The following is a 24,286-nucleotide window of genomic DNA, read 5'->3' on the forward strand; positions in this document are numbered from 1 at the left end:
GCCCCGTCGACTATGAACGGCAACACGCCACGAGCGTCATTAACCTGGACTTGGTCGCATAACAGGCAAGTGTCTACAAAATAGGGCAAAGCCCGCACCATGCCGAGCCCGGCGTCCAGCAGCGCGTTGGTCAGAACCGGGATGCTCCGCTCCCAGGAACGCACCTCGGACGGGCTCGGCTTGTGGCCGTGCTTGTGAACGAACTGGTCGATGAGACGCACGAACAGTGATCCGGCCAGGCTCTCGGCGGCGACCGCGGACGCGGAGTCGCGGAACAGCAAGACATGCTCCCAGGCAGCACGAAGTGAATCGTGCGGGTGGGGGCATGTCCCTGAAGGGAAGCCCGGCGGGCCGCGCTGATGACAGGGCCAAACCTACAACGGGTGGTCTTGGCTCGTGGTCGAACGTCTGAGGAAATGAGCCGAGGGGCTTCCTCGCTGCCGTTCGGGCTCGACTATCGGTAGACACGGACCGCACGGGGCCAGCTCACCGTCTTTCCGCAGAGCTGGCCACGCGCTTGGGGACACGTGCCGTCGATGGCTAGACCGGATCCTCTGCCTGCGCGGCCTCGCGTGCCGTGACCGATGCGCTGTCGAGCTCCGCTGGCGGAGCCCGTGGTGTGATGCCGATCTAGAGGTTCTGACCGGGAGCCCTCGCTGCTGGCGAGTTGCTGCTCGACGCCTCTGGTTGAGCACGTCTCGGTGACCTCGACCTGCTTCTACTTGACCGAGACGGAGCTGCGGTTCGGGATATGTGGGGGCGTCTACATCTGGGCGATGCGCCCTGCTGGAGGGCACCTGGGTCTCAGGGATGTTCCGCACCTGGCCTGTGCAGCTGATTGTTACTGGTCGACAAATAGTGGGATCACTCTGCGGCCGTCTTTGGGTGGAAGCGCCGGGGCGAATCTCACTGCCTCCATCACTCGCGGCGACGGGCGCTGCTCCCTGGTTGGCAGAGCGCTTCGGAGGTCTGTCGCCAACTCGAGACTGCGAAGGAGCACTATGTCCGGCCGTAGAAATCGGCAAATCATAGAGCAACTCGTGCGGCAACAAATATTTCTGACGATCTATCACTCGAACGAGTGAGGCCTGTCGGTGGGGGCTGCTTCGATGCGAACTGTCCAAGAGGTTCTGCCCAAGGAGGGTTTCCATGGAAGCGTTGTACGAGCGGCTGGCCGGGGCGGCGAGTGGGCTGTCGGCGGACGGTGCGATCCGGGTCGTGGCCCAGTACGAGCCGGTGGCCGGCGTGGGGGCGCCGGTGGCACCGCCGACCGTGAAGGTCAAGCAGAAGGAAGGCGACGGTCCGGGCCAGTTGTTCGAGGACCGGTGGATCGGCGGGAAAACGGTCCAGGTGGTGCTGCTGGACCAGCGGCAGTCGCAGGCGAACCGTTGTGAGACGGCCCTGCTGGAGGCCGTCGATCTGGGGGAGGCGGTGTTGCCGCATCTGGCGCTGCACGTGACTGCGGAAGGCCGGGAGCTTCGCATGACGAACCTGGACGCGCCGCACCGTTCCCGCGACGCCTACTTCCGGGACGCGCTGGACGAGTCCGGTGCGAAGTTCGACGACACGAAGACGGGCCGGGCGCTGCGTGACACGGGAACGGGGGACGTGCGGGCCTTCCTGAAGTCGGCGCCGTCGGACCTGGTGTTCGGCATCTGGGACTCGCACCGCAAGCGCCGCGTGCAGCTGAAGGTGCCGCGCACCTACACCTCCGAGATGGTGGGCCTGCACCCGCTGTCCGGGAAGCGGGCGGCGGGGCGTTTCGACAAGTGGAACTTCCCCGGCGACCACGTGGAGCTGACCGCCGACGGCTGGAGGCCGGTGGAGGGCACTGGGAAGAAGGGCAAGGGGAAGACGCTCAGGGCGTCGGCGGTCGGGCACGGCATGATCCCGCCGGTCGAGGGCATGGGCGGCGTGACGGTGCAGGCGATCGAGCGGAACGCGACGCTGGCCATGGCCGGCCTGAGGGCGCTGCGCTTCGGCGACGCGCCGAAGGAGTACGTGCGGGCAGGCAGGGCCCTGCTGGCGGCGCTGGCGCTGCTGGGGGACCGGCTGGCGTTCGCGGCGCCGGCGGTGCGGCTTCGGTCGGGCTGCGACCTGCTGCTGGTGTCGGAGCGGATCGAGTGGGTCGGCCGCGGGCGCGAGGGCGTGGCGGTGACGGAGCCGCTGGAGCTGGACACCGCAGGGCAGGCCCTGGAGCTGTTCGAGTTCGCGCGCTCGCGGGCCGAGGAGGCGGGCCTCAAGTGGTCGAAGGAGCCGGTGCGGCTGTGGCCGAACGCGCAGGTGCAGCAGGCGATCGAGCGCTCCTTCCGCCTGGAGGGCATCGGCGAGGCGGAAGGCGAGTAGAGCGTCATGCCTTTCCACATCTCGGTGGAGCTGCTGGAGCCGCTCTACCAGGCGACCGCGATGGACGGCGAGCAGGCCGAGTGGCCGCCCCACCCGGCCCGCCTGTTCTGCGCGCTGGTCGCGCACGCCGACCTCGACGACGCCGGGCACCGGATGGCGCTGACCTGGCTGGAGGCCCAGGAGCCGCCCGTTGTCACCGTGCCGGCCAGGCCGCTGGAGGCGGACCACCCGCGCGCGGCGTGGGTGGTCACCAACACCGTGGACCCGAAGAAGGTCACCCACGGCCTGCTGCCGGGACGCACCGCCGGCGGCGTGCCGCGAGCGTGGGCGCAGAAGACGCTGTCCGGGACACGGATGGTGTTCAGCTGGGCCGCGGAGCCGGGAGAGGAGCTCGCCCCGACGCTGAAGGAACTGGCCCTTCGGGTGCCGTACTTCGGGCGCTCGACCGGGTCCGGGCTGCTGGATGCCTGGTGCGGGCCCGACGAGCCCGGTGACGAGGACGGGTGGCGGCAGCGCTGGAGGCCAGCGGCCACCGGCGAGTACCCGAGGGGCTCGCGGCCGATCCGGATCCCCTACCGCGGCTATCTGGCCTGGCTCCAGGAGGCGTTCGAGGAGCAGCGGCCGGCTTGGAGCCAGTCGCTCACCCACCACTACCTCGACCCCGACCACACCGACCGGCCCGAAACGCCGGTAACGGAGGGGCCGTTCGGTGACCTGCTGACGTTCTCGTTCGCCCCGGGCGTGGCGCTGGACCCGCGGTGGACGCTGGAGCTGACCGGCCGGCTGCGGGGCATGGTGATGGGCACGTTGGAGGCGATGGGCCACGACGTCGAGGCGATGACCACGGTCCACGGCCACAAGAACAGCCCGGACGGCCCGCGCCCGGTCGCCTACCTCGCGCTCCCGTTCACCGGCCACCACCACGCCGACGGGATGCTGCGCGGCCTGGGCATCGCCCTGCCCCGCGAGATGCCCGGACAGGACCGCAAGGCACTGCTCGCCGCCCTCCTTCGCCACGACGGGGGCCTGCGATGGATCCGGTTCGCGGACAGGGAACCGCTGGACCTGGTACGGGTCAGTCCCGCCGACCAGGACTCGTGGCCGCAGACCGTCCAGCCATGGGCCTGGCAGAGGCCCTCGACCGTGTGGACCACCGTGCTGCCGATGGTCCTCGACCGCTTCCCCAAGAAGTACGAGGAAGCCGCGTGGGCGGACTCGGTCGCGGCCAGCTGCGCCGCGGCGGGGCTGCCGGAACCCGTGCAGGTGCAGGTGAGCCCGCGCGGCGCGCTCGTGCCCGGTGCGCGGGGCGTGGACGGGTTCCCGGTGCGCCGCAAGGACGGGGAGAGGCCGCTGCCGAGCTGCCACGTGCGCCTGACCTTCCCGGTCCCGGTGACGGGGCCGGTGGTGCTGGGCAGCAAGAAGAACTTCGGCCTGGGCCTGTGCCGCCCGGAGCCCGGCTTTCAGGAGGACGACCAGTGACGGGCACTGAGCGGCTGCCGGAGATCGAGGCAGCCGAGTTCCTGGCGTTCTTCCGGGAGGTCCACCACCACACCCACTGCCCCGACGGGGCCGCGACCGTGGTGTGCGACGGGTGCGAGGGCTGGGCGCCGTTCCCCTGGCAGAGCGTCTACCTGGACGCTGTGGCCGACGGCGCCGACTGGCCCGACCTCGACGTCCCCACCGCCCTGGGCAAGACCACGTTCATCGACATCTGGGTCTTCCTTCTGGCCTGGGAACACGCCCGCGGGCTGGGCCGCGAGCACCGGACGGTGCCGCTGCGGCTGTTCTTCTGCGTCGACCGACGTCTCGTGGTCGACCAGGCCCACCAGCACTCCACGGAACTCGCCGCAGCGCTCGCCGGGGCGCCAGCCGGTTCGGTGCGGGCGAAGGTGGCCGCATCGCTTCGTGACCTCGGCGGAGGCGAGTCGCCGCTGGAGGTGGTGCGGATGCGCGGCGGCACCAGCTGGGAGTCGAACTGGGTGAGCAGCCCGGCCCAGCCGCTGGTGGTGACCTCGACCGTGGACCAGTACGGCAGCCGCCTGCTGTTCCGCGGCTACCACACCTCCCCCCAGCGCGCTCCGATCGACGCCGCCCTCACCGGGCACGACGCCCTGCTCGCCCTGGACGAGGCCCACCTGTCGAAGGCCCTGCTCGCGACCGCCGCCGACACTGCGCTCTACCAGCAGACGGCGGCCCGCGCGGAGCTGGCGGCGCGGGCGCTTCGGGTGGTGAGCCTGTCGGCGACCAGCGCCACTAGTGGCCGGCCCCGCCTGGGCATCGGTGAAGACGACCGCGCCCACCCGATCGCCGGGCGGCGGATCGCGGCCGAGCGCCACGTGACGCTGCTAGACGCCGGCGGCTGGTCGAAGAAGCCTGCCGAGGCGTTCGCGCTCGCGGCCGAGACCGGCCTGGACGCCGTCCTGCCCATCCTGCGGCTGCCCGCGGTCGCGGTGATCGCCAACACCATCACCCACGCTCGCGCCGCCCACGAAGCGCTCTCCCGGCGTACCGACGTGGACGTGCTGCTGCTGACCGGCCGCTGTCGGCCCGCGGAGCGCGATCTGCTCGTCACCGGCCCGCTGGCCGAACTCCTCACCGGCATCGACCCGGACCGCGAACGCCCCCTTGTCGTGGTCAGTACCCAGGCCCTCGAAGTGGGAATCGACTGCACGTTCGGGGCGATGGTCAGCGAGTGCGGCGACTGGGCGTCCGCCCTGCAGCGCCTCGGGCGTCTCGACCGCCGAGGCGAACTCGGCCCCGTGCCCGCGATCCTCGTACGAACCCACAACCCCGAAGACTCCGAACGCATCCCCGTCTACGGCCCGGCCGCCGCACACACCTGGCAGTGGCTCACCCAACACACCCCCACCCACGACGACCAGGACCCCGCCGAGCTGACCCCCCACCTCCTCGGCGGCCTGATCCTCAACCCCGCCACCCTGCCCGACCTGCTGGACGGCACCGACACCACACCCCTTACCAGGGCCGGCGAACACATCCCCCCAGTCGAGCAGACACGCCTGGCCGCCTTCGCCCGCACCAGCCCCATCCCCGTCCCCGACGAGTCACCCGCCCCCTTCCTCCACGGCCTCGACACTGGTCAGCCCGAAGTCCAACTCCTGTGGCGCGCCGACCTCCCCACCGACGCCACCGACCCCGAAGCCCTCGCCGAACACATCCGCACCACCCCCGTCCACGCTGGCGAAACCCTCGCCCTACCCCTTGCTGCGGTACGCCGCTTTCTCACCCAACCCCGCGCGACCCCCGACACCAGCGACCTCGAAGGCACCAACGCCGACACCACCCCCGAACCCCGCAACCCACCCACCCGCCTACGCACCACCGTCCTCCAACGCGAAACCGACGGCACCTGGACCACTCCACGCGCCGCCGACGACCTGAAGCCCGGCACCACCCTCATCCTGCCCACCACAGCCGGCGGCCACGACGCCTACGGCTGGACCGCCGACCCCGACACCCCCGTCCCCGACCTCGGCGACCACCCCGCCGACAACACCCGAATTCCACTGCGCCTCGACCCCGTCGTCCTGGCCAGCACCACCGGTACCGCCCCCGACCAGTTCACCCTGATCACCAAACAGGTAATCACTGACCTCACCGCAGACCCCGACGACCCGGACGCCCTGAGCACGACCGACGCCGTCCGCGCCGCGATCACCCGGCTCCTCGCCGCCCTACCCACCGACACCGCACCCGACAGCCCCACCCGACACACCCCCCTGCTGCGCCGGCGCCTGGAGACCCTGCTGGCAGTCCCCGCCTGGCGCACCGGACGGGAGGCAGCGGCCGGGGTGGTGCTGCTCAACCACGGTGGCCCGGGCCGGATCACCCTCGTCCCGCCCCGGCTCACCGACGCCGGCCAATACCGGATCGCCGTCGACGACGAAGACCCGGACAGCAGCAGCCTCACTCGCACCGTCACCCTCAAGCACCACCACCAGGCCGTCGGCGAACGCGCCCGCGACTTCGCCAAAGCCGTCGGACTGCCCGACGACCTGGTCGACGCCATTGTGCTGGCAGCCCGGGCCCACGACTGCGGAAAGCACCACCCGCGGTTCCTGTGCATGCTCTGCTCGGGCGACCGATTGCTCGCCGAATCCCTGCCCGAACCCCTCGCCAAGTCCGGCATGGACCCCGCCGACCGCTCCGCCCGCCGACGCGCCGCCCGCCTGGCCAACTGGTCCAAGGACCTGCGCCACGAAGCCCTCAGCGCCGCCGCCGTCCAAGCCTGGCTCGCCACCAACCCCGATGCCTCCCGAGGCCTCGACCACGACCTCATCACCCACCTCGTCGCCGCCCACCACGGCTACGCCCGCCCGATGCTGCCCGCGTTCGCCGACCCCGAGCCGGTCCTCGTCGAGTGCACCATGCCCGACGACACCACCGTCACCGTCTCCAGCACCGTGATCGGTAACGACTGGGACGGCCCTCGCCGCTTCCGTGATCTCAACCGGCGCTACGGCTTCTGGGGCCTGGCCCTCCTGGAGACGGTCCTGCGCCTTGCTGACATCGCCTGCTCCGAAGAAGGAAGCTGACCATGCATCAGCTCGAACTCCCCGCACTCCGCTCCGACGACCCGCTCGGCTTCCTTGCCGCCCTCGGCATCCTCGAACTCGCCACAGCAACCCTGCCCACTGAGCCCCGACTCCACTGGAAAGGCCCGGCTGGCACAGCCGTCCTCACGACCGACCGACCCCTCACGCTCGGCACCCTCACCGAGCTCCTCACCACCCACCTCCCGCCCAAGCCCGTCAAGACGGCCCGCGGAACCGGGGAGCCCGCAGACGCCGCCGAGACGGAGGACGGGGAGGACGAGGACGCCGACGCAGCCGGCACGGAGGGTGAAGTCTGGGACTCCTTCCCGCACGTTCCCGGACTCCTGACCCGAGCACGCGAGGACGCCACCGCCCCCAACGAAGCCCTGCGTATGCGCGTCGACACCGCGCACCAGACGCTGCGCGAGCTCGCCCAGTCCGAACGCGAGACGGGCGACCGCCAAGCCCGCTGGTTCACCTCCCTGGCCAACGTCATGTGTTTCGAAGACACCAAGCCCAAGACCGGTAAGAACGACCCGGAGCCCACGGAGGAGCCGGGATCCGCCGCGGTTCGGCGCACCCCCGTCACCCCGCTGATCGCCGCCGCCGGCCAGATGACCATCACCGGCCTGATGCAGAAAGCCGTCCTCGGCTGCCATAACGACCCGCGGCAGATCCGCTCGGCCCTGGACGGCTGGCGCCGCGTCCCCGACTACGCCTCCGCCAACTTCGACCACCGCTCTCTCGGCGATGCCCACACCAACTCCGAAGGCAAGGCATACCAGCGCGGTGCCCCCGGCCCTACCTGGCTCGCCCTCCATGCCCTCGGCACCTTCCGCCTCACCGCCGCCGGCCGCACCCAAGCTGCCACCGGCTGGGATACCGCCGACAGCCGCGGTGCCCTACGCTGGCCCGCCTGGACACCACCACTCACCACCACTGATGTGACCGTCCTGCTCGAACACCCCGCCGTCCGCGCCACCGAACCCGACATGAACCGCAATGCCAGAATGCTGACCAACCTCGGCGTCACCGCCCTCTACACCGCACCTCGAACAGGCCTCAAACAATCCAACGGCCCCCTCGCCGCCAGCCGCCACCTCTGGCCCTGAATCGCACCTCGCTGGCCACCCGTCCAACACCCGGTCCTTGATAACTCCACAGCGCCAACACGCAGACCGAGGCCCCGGTCGGTGATGACTTCGGAACGACAAGCACACACGAAAACACCCCACCGCGCCGAAGTAACAAGTCCGAATTGCCCCGAAGGGCGCCCCCGCAGCCACAGCAACTGGCCCGCTGAACGACCGAACCAGCAGCTCGCCTGCCGTCGCTCCGCACCGCACCATCGCTGCTCGGCATGCCGGAAGTGGTACTGGCCGACGATTAGGGTCGCTCCGCACCATCCCGGTGCGGCACCATCGCAGCCCGTTCAAGCTCAACCACACACCCCAGTTCACCGGCGGTCGCTCCACACCGTCCCGGTGCGGCACCACCACAGGCGCCAGCTCGCCGAGGACATGGACCACGTGCACGTCGCTCCGCACCGCCCCCGGTGCGGCACCATCGCAGCCACGGCAGCACGTTCTCCCTGTAGCCTCTGCGCCCCCAGCACCTCACCAGAGGTGCGGCATCATCGCAGTGGCCGCTGCAAGGGCCGCCAAGGCTGGATCCTCGCGGTTTCCTCGGCGCCAAATCGATGCGGCACCATCGCGGCCACAGCTTGCCGTCCATCACCTCGACGGCGCGGTGCTCCTTCCGCACCGTGTCGGTGCGGCACCGTCGCGGCTCTTGGGCGTAGAAGATGTCGGTTCGGGCATTGGTGGTCCCTCCGTACCTTCCCGGTGCGGCACCATCGCTGCCCTGCCCCGACCTCGTGCGCGAGCAGCACAGTCGGGTACCTCCGCACCTCACAGGTGCGGCACCATCGCAGGGATGACACCACCGCCGCGTTTATCAAGGCGAATATCGGCTCTTCCGCACTTCCCCGGTGCGGCACCATCGCCGCCGCGCGTTCGACAAGGCCGGCCGCCTGGCCGGCTAAGTCGCTCCGCACCAACCCGGTGCGGCACCATCGCAGCCAGAGGGCAGCCCGGTTCCCACCCGGCAGCATCGCCTGCCGCTCCGTACGGTCCCGGTGCGGCACCATCGCAGTCGCAGGACCTCGCGGGCGGGGCAGTCTCTACCTCGCTGCTCAGCATCCTCCGGTGCGGCACCATCGCAGCGCACCCTCCAGAGAGGAGAGCAGCCGACGTCAGGGCCGCTCCGTACTGTCCCGGTGCGGCTTCATCGCAGCCCCTTCTTGCGCGCCATGACGATCGTGGCCTGGGTGGATCCTTCCGCACCTTCCCGGTGCGGCGCCATCGCAGCACCGCGTCCTGCATGGCTTTCACACCGGCTACGTTCGGCCGCTCTGCGCCATTTCGGTGCGGCACCATCGCAGCTCGTACAGTGCACGGATGGGCGGGTTGATCGCCTCGCCGCTCCGCACCATGCCGGTGCGGCGCCATCGCAGTGTGCCGCCGCTGTGGATAGTCGACCAGTACATCGACGTCGCTCCGCACCATCGCAGCCTCGCCATGGTGAACCGCCCCCGCGGAGAACGTCAGGCCCGCTCCGAGCTCTCCCGCTGCGGCACCATCGCAGCGCCTCACCCGGCAGGGACGCGGAGACCACTCCGAGCGTCGCTCCGTACCCCCGGTGCGGCACCATCGCAGCAAGGTGTCGGCGAGGTCATCGGCTCTCGGACCTATGGTCATTCCGGGGCGGCACAATCGCAGCGACGGATGCGACCTCGACGATTGGACCGCGATCCGGTAGATCCGCACCACCTTGGTGCGGCACCATCACAGCCCGCAGTCCTTGACCCGGGCAACACGGTTGGCCAGGTTCCTCCGCATCTTGTCGGTGCGGCACCATTGCAGCCATTCGGCGCTGCCGGCGAGGAACCGGATGTCGTAGGCCTTCCACGCCCCGATGGTGCGGCGCCACCGCAGCTGCGGCCGCGCGGGTAGGGCGGCGAGCCGTCGTCAGGTTCTTCCGCACCCTGCTATGCGGCACCATCGCAGCTCGTCGGTGGCCTGCCGAGTGATGGGCACCCAGTGATCGCTCCGCACCACCCCGGTGCGGCACCATCGTAGCCACGCCGCCGTCATCCATCCCGACGGCTCCACCGCCGTCGCTCCGCACCATCCCGGTGCGGCACGATCGCACTGTCAGACGGGAACCGGCCCGGTCAACGATCTGATCGAGTGCTCCGCACCGTCCCGGTGCGGCACCATCGCAGCAACACAGGCGGCACGACCTACCCCGGGGGCAACGGCGTCGCTCCGCACCCGTCCCGACGCGGCACCATCGCAGCGTGTAGCGGCGGCTCGCGCCCTTGAGATAGTCGATCGGCGTCCGCATCGTCCTGGTGCGTCACCATCGCAGCCAGCACTCGGGCTCCCCGTTGGTGAGCGCACCAGCTTCCTCCGTACCTCACGGGGTCGGCACCATCGCAGCGTCAGCATGCCGAGCCGCCGGCAGTCCACGGTGACCGTCGCTCCGCGTCGTCCCGATTTGGCACCATAGCGGCCCCTGCTCGACTGCCATACGGCAGCTGACGCACCCGTCTCTTCGCATCACCCCGATACAGCACCATCGCAGGGCCGTCGCGGGCCCAACGAGGAGATGAGCGAGCTGCTCCTCTTTGCAGTGCCGGTGTGGCGCCATCACAGCCTCGGCAGCGCTAACCCGACCACCACCGACCCCGTCGCTCCACACCGCGCTGGTGCGGCACCATCGCAAGGCAATGCAGATCGCCAATGCCCTCAACGCAGGCAAGTGCCTCGGCGTCCTGGCGGTGCGCCACCAGTGCGACTTGGACCACTCCCTCGCTCCATCGCAGCGCGAGCACCGCGACCAGGGCCAGCCACATGGCCGGTTGTCGCTCCGCCATCCCGGCACGGCACCATCACAGAATCTTTGTTCGTCCGCCCTGGTGGAAGCGTCAGGGCGCTCCTCCGCACCTACCCAATACGTCGCGTTCTCCCGCGGCAAGGATTCCCTCCGTACCTCACCGGTGTGGCACCATCGCAGCCGCAGGACCATCGCGGGCGGGCTCATCTCGACCTCGTCGCTCCACACCCTCCTGGTGCGGCACCATCGCAGCTACATGCCGAGCGGGATGGTCACGGAACGCGGGCTCCATCCCGGTGCGGCACCATCGCAGCCCGGTGCCCATTCTATAGGCGACGAGAATCCGCCGGCGTCCCTCCGCACCTCGCCGGTGCGGCACCATCGCAGCGACCGCCGATGGAGCACCGGCCTGGTGGCCCCGCGGGTCGCTCCGCACCTACCCGGTCCACGCTGTCGAGCTGGGTGTCCTGGACGACGGGCGAGTCGCGCCGCACCCTCTCGGTGCGGCGCCATCGCAGCACCGCCATCACGAGCGTCACCAGCCTTAACCCGCCCGGTGGCTCCGCACCATCTCAGTACAGCACCATTTCAGCCAGCCACAGGCATGCGACTCCGGAGCCGCCGGTGGTCGCTCCGCAGCATGCAGTTGCGGCACCATCGCAGCGAGAAGTCGATGTCTGGGGTACAGGCCGTCACGAAGTCGCTCTGCACTCTCCCGTGCGGCACCATCACAGCACCGCGTCCTGCATGGCTATCACGCCGGTTACGTCCGGTCGCTCCGCACCGTCCCTGGTGCGGCACCATCGCAGCGTCAGACGAGAACCGGCCCGGTCGACGATCTGATCGAGTCGCTCCGCAGCGGGCCCCATCGCAGCGACTTCCAGGCGTACGTCACCACGGTCACTCACTCGTCGCTCCGCACTTTTCCGGTGCGGCACCATCGTCGCCGCTCGATCGTCTGCAGCGGCCGGCCGACGACCATCGTCGCTCCCGACCATCCTAGTGTGGCGCCATCGAAGCGCGGACCAGACGCTCATCGGCTCGGACGCGAGTACTGCCCCTCCCCACCCTTCCCAGCGCGGCACCATCGCAGCCAGGAAGGCCACAACACCCACGCCAAGTGACAGTGGTTCCTCCGCACCCTGCTGGTGCGGCACCATCGCAGCGCTCGCTCCCATCCGTACCGGCCGACCAGGTCGGAGTCGCTCCGCACCTTCCCGGTGCGGCACCATCGCAGCAGCTCGTACCGGCGGATGCTGCCATACCTGGCCGAGCGTCGCGCTCCGCACCATCCCGGTGCGGCACCATCGCAGCGGGTCACCCGCATGGAGTCGGTAGACAGGACGGACTTGACCGACCCGAGGTCGCCCAATCACAGCAAGGTCCGCACGGTCGACGCCGCAGTGGGCATCGCCAGGGTCGCTCCTTACCGTCCCGGTGCGGCACTATCGCAGTCTGGAGACGCGCAAGCTCCAGGTGACCGACACGGTTGTGGTGCCGCGCCGTTCCGGTGCGGCACCATCGCAGGAACGTCGGGCAGCCGCCCTTGAGGCCACACTGACGGGCCGCTCCGCACCCCCAGTGCGGCACCATCGCAGCATCCGGTGCATAGCCACCGAGGAGGGCCAGGCCAGGTCGCTCCGCACCCTCTTGGTGCGGCACCGTCGCAGGACCATGTGGTGAGGGGTGACGGTGAGGGTCTCGCCCGGGTCGCTCTCCACCACGGTGCGGCACCATCGCAGCGAGCAGGCGATGTCGGTCGTTGCCGCGGCGTCCGGCTGTCACTTCGTACCCTCGCGGTGCGGCATCATCGCAGCCAGATGCCCGTGCCCCCGTTCGACGTCGAGCTGAGGAGTCGCTCCGGACCCTCCCGGTGCGGCACCATCGCAGCACGATCACGCTGCCGCTGATCGTCAATGACGTCTGGGTCGCTCCGCACCGTCCTGGTGCGGCATCATCGCAGCGGCTACGACGAGGACAGGTCCGCTCTCGCGCCGTACGTACCTCCGCACCACTTCGATGCGGCACCATCGCAGCATCAATGCGAACAAGGCGTTTGCCGAGGGCCGGTCGCTCCTCCGTACCTCGACGGCAGCCACAGGCCCAGGCCCATAGCGCTCGGGAACGACATCCACCTCCGCACCTCACGGGTGCGGCACCATCGCAGGGTGCCGATGGTGACCCGGAAGGTCAGCCGGCCGCCGGGTCGCTCCGCACCACCGCAGCTTCGGCGGGCCGGGAGTCTGGAGCTCGGCGGTCACGCTGCTCCGGACCCTCCCGGTGCGGCACCATCGCAGCCCCTGTCGGGTCCCGTAGACGGTCACGGCGCCTTCGCGTCGCTCCGCACCACCTGGTGCGGCACCATCGCAGCGTGATCCTTGCTGCGGCCCGGTACATCGACATCAAGCCGTTCTGTACCATCCTGGCGCGGCACCTCGCAGCTTCCAAGCATCCTTGACGAACTGTTGCCCAGAGCGCCGCTCCGCACCATTCCGGTGCGGCATCATCGCAGCATCCGGTGCCTGGCCGCCGAGGAGGGCCAGGCCGGAGCGCTCTGCACTGTTCCGTTGCGGCACCATCGCAGGCCGGTGAGGATCTGCCTGTCGAGCTTGTAGTCGAGGTCGCTCCGCACCACCTCGGTGCGGCACCATCACAGCTACTTCGCCCTCCCCAAGGGCGCGAAGACGCGGGAGCCGCTCCGCACATCCCGGTGTGGCACCATCGCAGCACCTACCTCCGGAGCCTGAACAAGATGCCGGTTCCTGTCGCTCCGTGCTGCCCAGGTGCAGCACCATCGCTGCGCGGCCTATTTGGACCTGAGTCATGACCTGATTGGAAGTCATTCCGCGCCATTCCCGTGCGGCACCATTACAGCGAGTACGACCTGTGGACGTGTGTCCCGAGCTCCACTCCTCTGTATACGGTTCCCACCGGGCGAGGCTGAGGGGCCGCAGCGGAAGGCGTATCGGTGGGGACTTGCCGGGGACCACCCGTCCTTCACCATCGTGTCTGAGGTGCCTTTCGGTGAACGAACAGCGCGGGCTGTCTACCGTCTGACGTGTAGCGATGGTTATGGCCAGGCGACTGGGGGTCAAGGGGTCGCAGGTTCAAATCCTGTCGTCCCGACTGGAGTTCGCTCCATTGTCGCAGGTCAGAGGCCGTTTTCTCCTTCGCGAGGAAGCGGCCTCTGGTGCGTTCTGGGGCCTGCCTCTCACATTCGTCTCACGGTTTCACGGTTCGATACCTGGGGCGAAGACCGCTTGGCGTCGCGGACTGGTGAGTATCTGCATCGTTCCTTCCCTTTTGTCTGCTCTGTCGGTCGCAACTATGGTCTCGATGGTTGCTCGCCGTCATTGCGGCCTCGGTCTGACGCGTTGGCACTTGACGCTCTCCGGCGCCGATCAAGTGAGCCCGAACAGGTCCTGCGGCTGTTCCAGCGGCGGATGAACCAGGAGATGCTGAGGTGGCCGCATCTCAATTTGTCGCGCGGCTCGGTGTGCGGCCGCTCCTGGTCCCGGTGTCAGGCCGTTGCCGTACCTCCTTCGGCGGCAGCCGAAGCAGGGGGTCTGCTTCAGCAGCTCCCAGTTCGCGGGTTTCGACCGAGTCCACCGCCGAGCCCTTCAGCGGACGTTGGGATCCCCAACTGCCGGACCACGGCCCGGGCCGACAGTCCTTCAGCCTGGTGCAGCCCAGGAGCTCGAAGCCGGCGCGGCCGAACATCTGGCGCTTGAGCATTTTGAGTTTGTTGTTGTGGCCTCGACTGCGCCGGAGCTATAGCGCTGGGTGAGGCTGGCGACGACCGCATCGAGGTCCTGCAGGAGGCCGTTTGCGAAGCTTCGAAGGGCCGGGACCTGGTCGTTCTGGACGCGCGCGATCCAGTCCTTGAGCTCTCGTCCGCGGCAGTCGTTCATCCGCCCGGTGAAGGCCCTGACGTGCTCGGCCGTGGTGGCCAGCGCCGGGACGCGGGCGAGGACCCCATTGAGCTGCTGGGCGTCCTCGTTGCGGAGGCGGTCGGGGCGGCGGGTGATCCAGCTGGTCACGTCCCTGACAAAGGGCTTGCGTTGGGGCGGGTCCTGGTAGCGGAACGCCTCCCTCAGCAGGCGCACATAGACGCGGACGATCTGCTCCTGACCGGGGAAGCTGCGCTGCCGGAGGTAGGGCTAGTAGGGGTCGAGGATACTGGCGCGTCCGGTCCAGCGGCCGACCAGCAGCACTCTGCTCCTTGGTGGACGGACCATGACAGGCGTAAACGATCGTGCAAGTTGGGCGTATCTGGATATTTGACGATTACAAAGTGAGGAAGCTGCCACAGGGACCCGACACTTCGGCGTAGTCTGCCGGAATTACCGCCAGCGGGCCGGGTGGCCTGTGATGTGGCGGAAGTGCCATGGGTGGGGATCTGTATATGTCAGCGATGGGCGGCGACCACAGGCATCCGGGGGTGCCCGATCCGTACGGGGAACAGGACCTGCTGACCCCCGCCATGACGAAAGGCTACGACGCGACCCCCGGCAAGGAACGGGATCTGCTGCTGCGCTATCTCGAAGCAGTGGTCGCCGCCCGAAGGGCACCAGTGCACACCGCCGTTGCCTTAAACGCTGCGTACTTCGGGTACAACCTCGGAGGTGATGGTTATGGTGGCAGTCCCCTGCGGCTCGACGACTTCCCTGTGATCACCTTCGGGGAGTGGGCTCCGCCGCTTCCTGTCGGCGCCATGGTGTGCGTGGCCACAGGGTCGGATCCGATCTACGCAGAGATCGTCCACCGCGAGGGAGCACACCCGGAAGTGGGGGCTCTCGGGGATGTACCAGCTTGGGTGTCGGGGGCACCTGTTGGTGCAGTGGGCCCAGGCCGGACGGCGACTGGCGCGGCTCTTCGCCGAAGAGAACTTCTGGTCCCGGACCTCCATGCCTTTGGCCCGGCCCTGAGCCTTTCGCCGGCCCAGCTCCACCGCTTACGTACACGACGGCGCTGGATCAACGAGGACGGACATGTCGTCGTCGATGTCTCCTACCCGTCCCCGGAAGCGGCCCGGTGCGACGACCTGACGGCCTATACGGACCATCTCCTGACTACGGCACGGGATCAGCTGCTCAGTCCCTTCGTGCCCGTATCGCTGGCCGAACTCATCGGCAGCACAAGTGATGACGAACTCCGAGCGGGCTTGCTCGGTCTGCTCGACACCGTACGGGGCGTCCTCGGCTCCAGCGCTGCGCTGCGCACATGGGGCCACTACGCCATGACCCGGGCCTCCCTCGCGCAGTGCTGGGGAGATACAGGCCCGCTGGGTGGCGGCGACCTCAGGTCCTTTGCAGCTGCGGTGGAGCATGCAGCCACCCCGACGAGGCGGCGGCGCCATGGCCTTGTCGCCCCGACCACCGTGTACACGGCGGTCGGACCGCGGCTTCGCCAGTTCCCCGGTGCTACGGAACTGCTCAGGGGAGTGGGATACGCCGCGGCGGTCTGCCGGGCGAACCTGACGATCGCCGACGTTGTCCGAGGGGACAGTAACGAGGGCCTGTTCGAGAACGGCTCCCTGATCACGCACGACGACGCCTTCGAGAGCGGGGGGGTCTGGCGGTCTCACTATCCTGGTGGCGCCGGAGCGCCCGGCGACCCCTTGGCCCCGGCAGGACGTGGTTGGGCATCGACTCTTCCTGAGTCGCCGGATCCGGAAGCAGGGATGGACACGGAAGCGGACGTCGATCCGGTCGATCCACCCCTCGCCGACGATGCCTTACTCGGCGCCGGTGAACTTCTGCGGAACGACACAGAGATCGCCTGGCGGTCGCCCCTGCGACTGGCCCATCTCATGGGCGGCTGGTTCCCCCTGCCCCCGCATGTCGCACGCGAACTCCGCTCATCCCACGGCTCACGTCTCACATCTCACCTCGAACTTGGTCACGCCGGGCGGATACTGCTCGAAAGCGAGGCGGCTCAGGATGTCACCGCCGAACTCGGCGCCGAACCCGGTCGCTTGACGGGCATCCACTGGCCCCGCGACTTCTTCCCCGGTCTGATGCTTGAGTTGCTCTGGCTCCGCGGTCAAACAGTGGTCCGCTTGGCCACGACCCAGCTCCCGGAGCCGTTGTACGTCAGCGACCGAGTGATCGGGCACCGCTACGACCCCCGCGTGCTCACCAGAGAGGATGCTCCGGGCAGCGATCGCCATGGGGACAGCGCGGCCGGCCTCGGCCCCCGGCAGCTGGTGATGCGCACCGTGCGCCGCTGCGGGCTGCTCACCCCGGACGGTCATGCCCTGTTGGACCGCTCGGTTCTGCCGAGTGCGACCTACGGACGTCGGCCGGCGCGCTCCCAGACCGCCGCTCTGGAGTCGGCGGTCGCGGAGCTGATCGGGGAACGACTTCTGGAGCCGGCCCTTGGCAGCCGGGATGGCGGGGGCCAACCCCACTACCCGGCGCGCGACGGGCAGCCGACCATCCCGCTCATCGGCTACCGCCCCGTACCACGACGGGTCATACGCCCCTGGGGCGGCGCGGACCTGGAGAGCGTGGGGCTGCTCACCTCCAAGCTCGTTGCAGGTCACCTTCGGCGCCTTCGGCCAGGTTGCTTCCCCAGCGAAGCGCAGCGAGCTGCCTTCCGCGACCACTGCCGCCGGCTTGGTAAGGCGGACGGCTGGGAACTGCCCTTCGGCTACACGTTCGTAACTGAGCACACTCGCGGCCGCTGATCCGTGAATCCATGCCGCCAATCTCTCCTTCCGCCGTCCTGTCCCCACTTTCCCGGCTCCTCGGCGTCGAGCGAGCCGATCCCGCAGAATCAGCCGCAGAAACGGAGTAGGCGTACATGCACGACCGCTACCGCGTCATCACGGGGCCGCCGTTGTCCCCGCCGGTCGCCTCGGCCGAGGACCTCGAAGGTCTGGCCACCGCCCTCAACGCTTTGAAGCACCCGGTCGACGCCACCATGAGCGGGTTCACGGTCGACATGGTGGAACTCGCCTTCAACTCACTGGCGCCCAGGGAGCGGCAGCGGTTGCTCGGCAACCTGGGCATCCGCATGGCGGCCCCGCGGCGGGTGGGTAGGGCCCTGTGTCAGGACGTCCTCTCCCGGTTACGGCGCGATGTTCGGCAGCACGCCTGCACCTGCGGCATCAGGGACCTCACGCCCACTGTGGTGAACCAGATCGCCGAGGCCGTTTTCGCCCAGGACGACACGACCGTCTCCGACCCCGTCTCCCGATGGGGCGGCACGCTGGTTCGGGCCACGGTGTTTGCCTGGTGCAACGCTTCCGTCACCGATGCCTACGTGCTCGCCTGGGCGGCCGGCCAGGACTGGTTCACCGAGACGGCCGACGAAGAGGAGTCCCTACGGCTGGCCTCCGTGGCTGACGAGGCCCGCTCCGTAGTAGCGGCGTACCCGGACCTCAAGGGCATACGAGAAGGCCGCGAGCGGTTGTCTGCGGGTGACGGAGACGGCGAAGCGGTTGCCGTCACCCACGGGTCGGATGGGACGGCCCGAGCTTCCGAGGACGTTGTGTCGGACTCCAGCGCGCCACACGAGGTGCTGTCGGCCGCGTCCGAAGAGGCTCGTGCCCACCAGGAGACGGAGCCGGAGGGAGTCTGCCGACAACTGGAGTCGGCTCTCGCACTGGCCCGGCAGGCCGCGGAGAACGTGACCGGTACGGTGGCCGACGGGCGCCCTCCGCATGACGAGGACCTGGCCGCACTGGGCGCGCTCGGCGCCGTCTTCGACACGGCCGACGCGGTGTTCCGTGCGGCGGGGATGAACGGGGTGCCCCGCCGACTGGAGAACATGACGCAAGCCGCACGTGAGTACCGGACGGTACACGACCATGACCGCCAGGTACGGGAGACGCTGCGGGAACTGCTGGACGTCGCATGCCGACCGGACAGCCCCGCCGCATCCGCTGCCGAGGCCGTGCGAGGAGCGACCCGCCGGCTGCTGGACACAGCCGTATGGGAGCAGACCCAACGGCAGGAAGGTGCCACGCTCGCCGATCTCGCGCGGCTGATCCGCGACGGGCGGCAGCTGTATGCAGCGGCGGAGATTCTGGCTCTGCAGGATCAGATGGTGCGGCTACTGCCCACCTGTGCCATGGCGGTGGTCATGGCCCATGAGCTGGTACTGGCGCAGCCGGAGGAAGCCTTCGCGGAATCGGCTGAAGTCGGGGCCAAGGTGGAGATCCAGGCGGACGTGAAGGCTGCTGAAGGCGATGTCGGAGCGGCCGACGAGCCAGCTGCCGCCGACATGACCGCCGGGCAGGGGGAGCAGGTCGCCAAGGAGCCGGACGATGGCCTCACGGTCAAGCCCGGTGGCCGCACCCCCGAGGGATCCCAGCCTCACGCCGTAACCGTGCCGGAAGCTCCCGCCCCGAAACCGGTGGCCGGTCTGCCCGACACTGACGAGCCCCAGGCCATGGCATCCACGGACGGGACGGTGGCAGCGACTACGGATCTGACGGCGGGCCTCCCGGCAGCGCTAGCCCCTGTGTCCGCGTCGGTGTCCACCGGGGCGTACGACGAAGACACTCAGTCCGCAGAGCCGGCTCCGAAGGATATCGCCCCGGTCACCACCAAGGAGAACCTCGGCGCGGTCGCGACGGAGCAGGCACTGACGAGGCTGGTCGTGGAGCGACGCTTCGGGCTCGCCCACCATGTCGCGAAGGCAGCCGGTCACGCCGAGGCGCAGGTGGTGGCGCTTCGTCTGGCCGGTGCCGCCGCACTGCTGACGTCGGGTGACAGCCAGCGAGCCCGGCTGACCGCGGACCTGCTCCGGCAGTACAGCGGATACGAAGGCCGAGACATGGAAGGCAGCGAGCTCCTTCTGCTGCCCGCCCTGCTACGTACGGCGCTGATCACCGGGGACCACCTGGCGGGTGCCCAGTTGAAGGCCTTGGCACCCCGGCTGCCGGAACGGTTGGCGGAGGCGGCGACCGCGGTGGCCGACCGTACCCTCAGCGGTGCCCTGATGACGGCCTCGCCGCTGACGGTCAGCGCCGATGTCTCCGGGGCGGAGGTGCGGTTGCGGGAGTTACTGGAGCAGTGTCGTGTTCTGCTGGTGCCACCGCGGCTTCGGTTCGTGCGGGCGACGGAGATCGCCAAGCGTTGGCTGTCCGACGATGGCCTCCTCGGATCGATGCTCACCACCGTGGTCCGCGACCACCGTGACGGGGCGGCCCAGGTACGCGAGCAGGCCGAACGCCTGTCGAAGCTGCCCGAGGTGAACAACGAGATCGACCGAATGGACCGCAAGCACCGCGCGTCCAGTGGCAAGCCGCTCCAGGGCTCCGGGCGGCAAGACTTGGTGCATCTCGTGGAACGAACCGTCGGCCTGGCCAAGGAGTGGTGCCTGGCGGTCGACACCATCCGTCGTGGTGATCGCTCCGACAGCAACCGCGCGGTCAAGGAGATCTCATCCCTGCGTCGTTCCCTGCTGAACGGCCGGGAGGCGGCACTGGGCGAACTGGAGCAGTTGACTCGGAGCTACGGCGCTGTCAAGGCCGCTACTGCCTGGGCGGCACTCGCTTCCATGGAGGAGCTGTTTGCCCTGCTGGAAAGTGGCACCGTGACCACGCGTCCCGGAAGCCCCGTGGATCCCGAACTCGTGCTGGACGCGGAACTTCTGAAGGTATGCGACCGCCGTGGCCAGCGTCCGGCGCTCGGCAAGCTGCTCACCGCCGTCGACCGGAGCTGGCAGGACGCTCTCGCCGAGCGGCTCGCACACGATGCCTTCGCCGCAGCTCGCACCCTCGTCGACCTGGCGGGACGAGGGCTGCTGCCCGGCGCACAGCCCGGGGAGTTCACCCCACCCGCGGTGGCCGAGATCGAGGCCTTGGCAGCCGCCCGGCGCACGAAACTGCACGGCGAACACGACGACCTCGTTGCGGAACTGCACCGGGCACAGGCCGACAGTGCCATCACCGACGACCAGGACCTGCGTCTCCAAGAACTCCTTGCCGACGCCAGGGGCCGGCTTGACGACATCGACGTGCACGGCCTGGTCGACGTACGACGGGCGCTCGACACCGTGCGGGACGACTTGCCCACCTTCCGGCAGCAGGCGGCCGACCGGATCCGAGCCCGGCTCGACGTCCTGGATCCCACAGAGGAGTTGCGCTCACAGGTCCTGCGGCACCTGGACACCGGTGGCCTGGCCACGGCCGCGGACCTGGTCTACTTCCTGGAGATCGGCGAGGACGTTCCAGAGATCGACGGCGGCGAGTCCCACCTGACCGAGTTCTTTCCGGCGGTGCCCGACGGGCTGCCCAAGGGAATTGACCACGCCCTCGTCGACCTCATCCGATCCGGCGGAACCCACCCGAACATCCCTATCCTGGACTACAGCGCGCTGTCGACCGACGAGGCGGCCTTGGCGGCGGACGCCGTGGAGGAATGGCGGGAGCTGGGTGCGACCGAGCCGAAGGACCGGCTTGAAGTGTCCGCCCGGCGGCAGCTGCTCCCAGCTCTCAAGCTCCTCGGCTACGAGGCCAAGAGCGCCAAGCCGCTGGACGAGAAGTCCCACCGGCGACGCGAGTACCGTCTGTTCGAAGCGACGGAAGTGGAGATCAACGGTAGAGCGAAGGCGCCCGCGTTCGGCTCGGAGATCCGGGAGCAGGGCGGCAACCTGCGTGTGCTGATGGTCTGGGGCCGTCCGTCCGCCAAGTACGTGATGAGTCTGGCGGAGGGCGACACGAGCGGTGCGAGCCTCCTCGCCCTCTACTTCGGCACGCTGGGCCGTGAGGCCCGTGCCGAACTCGCTGTCGGATCAGCCCGGTTGCAGCCGATGCTGGTCGTTGACGACGCAGCCCTCGCCTATCTCGCGGCACGGGGGAACCGGCAGGTCAGCACGGCCACGCAGACCCTGCTGCCGTTCTCGGGGGTCAACCCCTACATCAGGGAGAAGCGCGGACGGATCGGCCGAGAGATGTTCTACGGGCGCGACGTCGAGCGCAAGAGCGTTCTCGACCGGAGCGGCACACAGGTCATCTTCGGCGGCCGGGGACTTGGCAAGTCCGCCCTGCTCAGTGACGCCGGGGAGCGGTTCGAGGAGCAGCGCCCCGGCTACCAGCTGGCGGTGTACGTCAACCTCGACCAGGAGAACATCGGTAAGGGCAGCTCGTTGGGACCGGAGGCGCTGTGGAGTGTCCTCGACCAGAAGCTCAGGATGACCGAAGTGCTGGGCGGACAGCCGAGCCGTAAGTCGGGGAAGGACATCTCCGAACGGGTTCGCGCGGGCATCTGCGCCTGGCTCGACGGGGACTCCCGTCGGCGGCTGCTGGTCCTGCTCGACGAGTGCGACCAGTTCTTCGAGGCGGATGCTCCCCGCTTCGATCAGACCAAGAAGCTCAAGGGCCTCGGCTCCGACACCAAGGACCGCGCCAAGGTCGTCTTCGCAGGCTTGCACTCCGTGCAGCGGTTCTCCAAGCTCGCCAGCAACGGGCCGTTCGGTCACCTCGCGCAGACCCCGAAGGTGATCGGCCCGCTCGCTCCCCAGTCCGCCGCCGAACTGTTGGTCGACCCCATGCGGGCGCTCGGTTTCGAGTTCCAGGACATAGACCTCGTCAACCGGGTACTCGGCTACTGCTCCTACCAGCCTTTCCTGCTCCAGATGTTCGGTCACCGGCTGGTCGAGGTGATGCACCGCAAGCGGACGAGGCGCGGGGTCGAGGGACCCCCCTACGCGGTAGAAATCGCCGACATCGAGGTCGTGGAGTCGGACACCGGCCTCAGGGACGGCATCTCGGCGGCGTTCAAGGACACCCTGAGTCTCGACCATCGCTACGACGTGATCGCCAACGTGCTGGCCTACCACGCGCGCCACCGCGGTCTGGAAGTGCGGCTGAGTGACGCCGAACTGCGCGAAGAGTGCGAGACATTCTGGCGCAAGGGTTTCGAACAACTCGACACCGAGGGCTTCCGCGCATATCTCTCCGAGATGGTGGGCCTCGGTATCCTCGCTCCCAACCACGATGGCCAGGGCTGGCATCTGAGGGGCCCGAACGCCCTTCGCATGATCGGCACCTCTCATGAGGTGGACGCCCGTCTGCTCAGAGCCGAACAGGACTGCGAGCTCCAGGAGAGCATCGTGCAGGAGGGGCGTCCCGAGTTGCCCGATGGCCGGTCGGCCCCGCTAACCATCACCCAGCTTGACGACCTCCTCGGCGAGCGAGCCAACCAGACGAGGGTCGTCCTCGGTACCACCGCGACCGGTGTCGGCGACGTCGGTGACACCCTTCGTACGGTTGCCGGACGTATCGCCGACTGGACGTTGCCGCCTGTCGGCAGGCCCAGTGTCTACAAGCAGGAACTCACGGGTGGGCGTCCGCGTGAACGACGTGTAGTCATCAGTGACTTCGCTCGGTACCCGGACGCCCGACCCGAGGCCCCCCGGCAGGCTGTGGACCTGGCCGATACGCTGTTGCCTGTGACACCGGGGGTGACCCGCGCGGTGGTCGTGGTCACAGACCCTTCCCAGCTGGGTCTGTGGCGTCCCCTGCTGACGGGCACCGAAGCCACCTCGGCGGCTCCGGTGGTGCTGCGTCGGCACGACCGTCGCAGCCTACGCGGCTGGGCCCAGCGGGTCGAGAAGTTCCATACGGAGGACCGCCTGGACCGTCTCCATGAACTGACCGGAGGCTGGCCGATCCTGGTCGACCGGGCCCACCGTCTCCACGGCGAAGTGGGCGACCCGGATGCGGTGCTGCACAGACTGGCCGGCCTGCGCGAGGACCGGGCCGAAGCTCGCGCCTTTGCCGAGGCGACCGGCGTGTACGCGGATCCGTTGCTCGTGACCGGCTACCGGTCTCTTGCCGAAGAATTCACGGAGGACTCGTTCGACCTGGAGAGCGCGGTGACCGCCGTGGCCGTCCGGATTGAGGACGAGGACGAGGCCCGCTGGATCATTACCTGCCTTGACGCCCTCCAGGTGTTCGACCACGAGGGAGGCCAGTTGCGCCTGGAACCGCTGCTCCGGAGGTGCATGGCGCTCCAGGGGCTGACCCCGAGGCGGGGGCGCTTCTCCCCGGCAATTCCATAGCGGAGCCTCCCCTTGGCCCAGACGGCGTGCGGTCAGGCGGGGGCGACTCCGTACCGTAGCGGTCGGCGAGGGCGGCGACGAGGAGGCCCCGTCCTGGCGGGGCCTCCTCCGACTTGGCCCTCGGGGGCGGCGAGGACACCGGCCTTAAGAGTTTCGCGCTCGATGACCGCTGGGACAATCGTCGCTTGCGAGACAGCAGAGGTTCGTCGGCATCCACGTGCTCACCGCTGAGCCGCAGTGAGGAAGCTCACTGCGGCTCGCGCACCTCTCACGCAGCTCTCACGGACTGGGTGTCACGAGGCGGTATTAGGCGTCATGGCGAGTGGATGAGATACGACCTGACCTGCGTGATCTGGACTGGTGAGCATAACTGATCGTTTCAAAATGAGTTCAGCTCAGGGGCTTGGCAGTTGATGTGTTCGGGCGGCAGAGTGCTCCACGTGTCGGATGATCTTGTGCCTGAT

Annotated in this window: 7 protein-coding genes and 2 pseudogenes; 6 read left to right on the plus strand and 3 right to left on the minus strand. The window is 68.9% G+C overall.

What is annotated here, in order from left to right:
- A pseudogene (locus ACIQIB_RS37445) lies at positions 1-281 on the minus strand (hypothetical protein); the annotation flags it as partial.
- Positions 282-1,149: 868 nt separating this feature from the next.
- Here ACIQIB_RS37445 and cas7u point away from each other — a divergent pair.
- From cas7u to ACIQIB_RS37465, 4 genes are read left to right on the plus strand one after another with little or no spacing between them, the layout of a single operon-like run.
- Positions 1,150-2,346, plus strand: coding sequence for a type I-U CRISPR-associated RAMP protein Csb1/Cas7u (gene cas7u / locus ACIQIB_RS37450; RefSeq protein ID WP_400763599.1), 1,197 nt, complete (start codon positions 1,150-1,152; stop codon positions 2,344-2,346).
- A gap of 6 nt (positions 2,347-2,352) precedes the next feature.
- Positions 2,353-3,825: a type I-U CRISPR-associated protein Csb2 gene (gene csb2, locus ACIQIB_RS37455; protein WP_400763602.1), complete on the plus strand. Its 1,473-nt coding sequence runs from the start codon at positions 2,353-2,355 to the stop codon at positions 3,823-3,825.
- Positions 3,822-6,902 (plus strand): type I-U CRISPR-associated helicase/endonuclease Cas3, encoded by a 3,081-nt coding sequence (gene cas3u, locus ACIQIB_RS37460; RefSeq protein ID WP_400763605.1) that lies wholly within the window; start codon positions 3,822-3,824, stop codon positions 6,900-6,902. Before csb2 ends, cas3u begins: the two co-directional genes overlap by 4 nt.
- A 2-nt stretch (positions 6,903-6,904) precedes the next feature.
- On the plus strand, positions 6,905-8,014 hold the full coding sequence (locus ACIQIB_RS37465) for a hypothetical protein (protein ID WP_400763608.1): 1,110 nt from the start codon (positions 6,905-6,907) through the stop codon (positions 8,012-8,014).
- Between the two features lie 5,291 nt (positions 8,015-13,305).
- Here the strand turns inward: ACIQIB_RS37465 and ACIQIB_RS37470 are convergent.
- Both ACIQIB_RS37470 and ACIQIB_RS37475 read right to left on the minus strand, forming a co-directional pair.
- Positions 13,306-13,437, minus strand: coding sequence for a hypothetical protein (locus ACIQIB_RS37470; protein WP_400763611.1), 132 nt, complete (start codon positions 13,435-13,437; stop codon positions 13,306-13,308).
- 1,055 nt (positions 13,438-14,492) lie between these two features.
- Positions 14,493-14,908, minus strand: a pseudogene (locus ACIQIB_RS37475) (transposase); the annotation flags it as partial.
- A 299-nt stretch (positions 14,909-15,207) separates the two neighbouring features.
- On the opposite strand from ACIQIB_RS37475, the gene ACIQIB_RS37480 reads away from it, so the two are divergent.
- Positions 15,208-17,493, plus strand: coding sequence for a hypothetical protein (locus ACIQIB_RS37480; RefSeq protein WP_400763614.1), 2,286 nt, complete (start codon positions 15,208-15,210; stop codon positions 17,491-17,493).
- Positions 17,494-17,609: 116 nt separating this feature from the next.
- Positions 17,610-23,822 carry a hypothetical protein gene (locus ACIQIB_RS37485; protein ID WP_400763617.1) on the plus strand — a complete coding sequence of 2,071 codons (6,213 nt, stop codon included), beginning with the start codon at positions 17,610-17,612 and terminating at the stop codon, positions 23,820-23,822.
- Positions 23,823-24,286 lie beyond the last annotated feature (464 nt).

This window comes from Kitasatospora sp. NPDC092286 (genome assembly GCF_044755565.1).
Taxonomy (GTDB): Bacteria; Actinomycetota; Actinomycetes; order Streptomycetales; family Streptomycetaceae; genus Kitasatospora.

Excerpts from the sequence above, each read along its gene's own strand:
- cas7u (WP_400763599.1), top strand. The coding sequence starts at position 1,150 with ATGGAAGCGTTGTACGAGCGGCTGGCCGGGGCGGCGAGTGGGCTGTCG.
- csb2 (WP_400763602.1), top strand. The coding sequence starts at position 2,353 with ATGCCTTTCCACATCTCGGTGGAGCTGCTGGAGCCGCTCTACCAGGCG.
- ACIQIB_RS37465 (WP_400763608.1), top strand. The coding sequence starts at position 6,905 with ATGCATCAGCTCGAACTCCCCGCACTCCGCTCCGACGACCCGCTCGGC.
- ACIQIB_RS37480 (WP_400763614.1), top strand. The coding sequence starts at position 15,208 with ATGTCAGCGATGGGCGGCGACCACAGGCATCCGGGGGTGCCCGATCCG.
- ACIQIB_RS37485 (WP_400763617.1), top strand. The coding sequence starts at position 17,610 with ATGCACGACCGCTACCGCGTCATCACGGGGCCGCCGTTGTCCCCGCCG.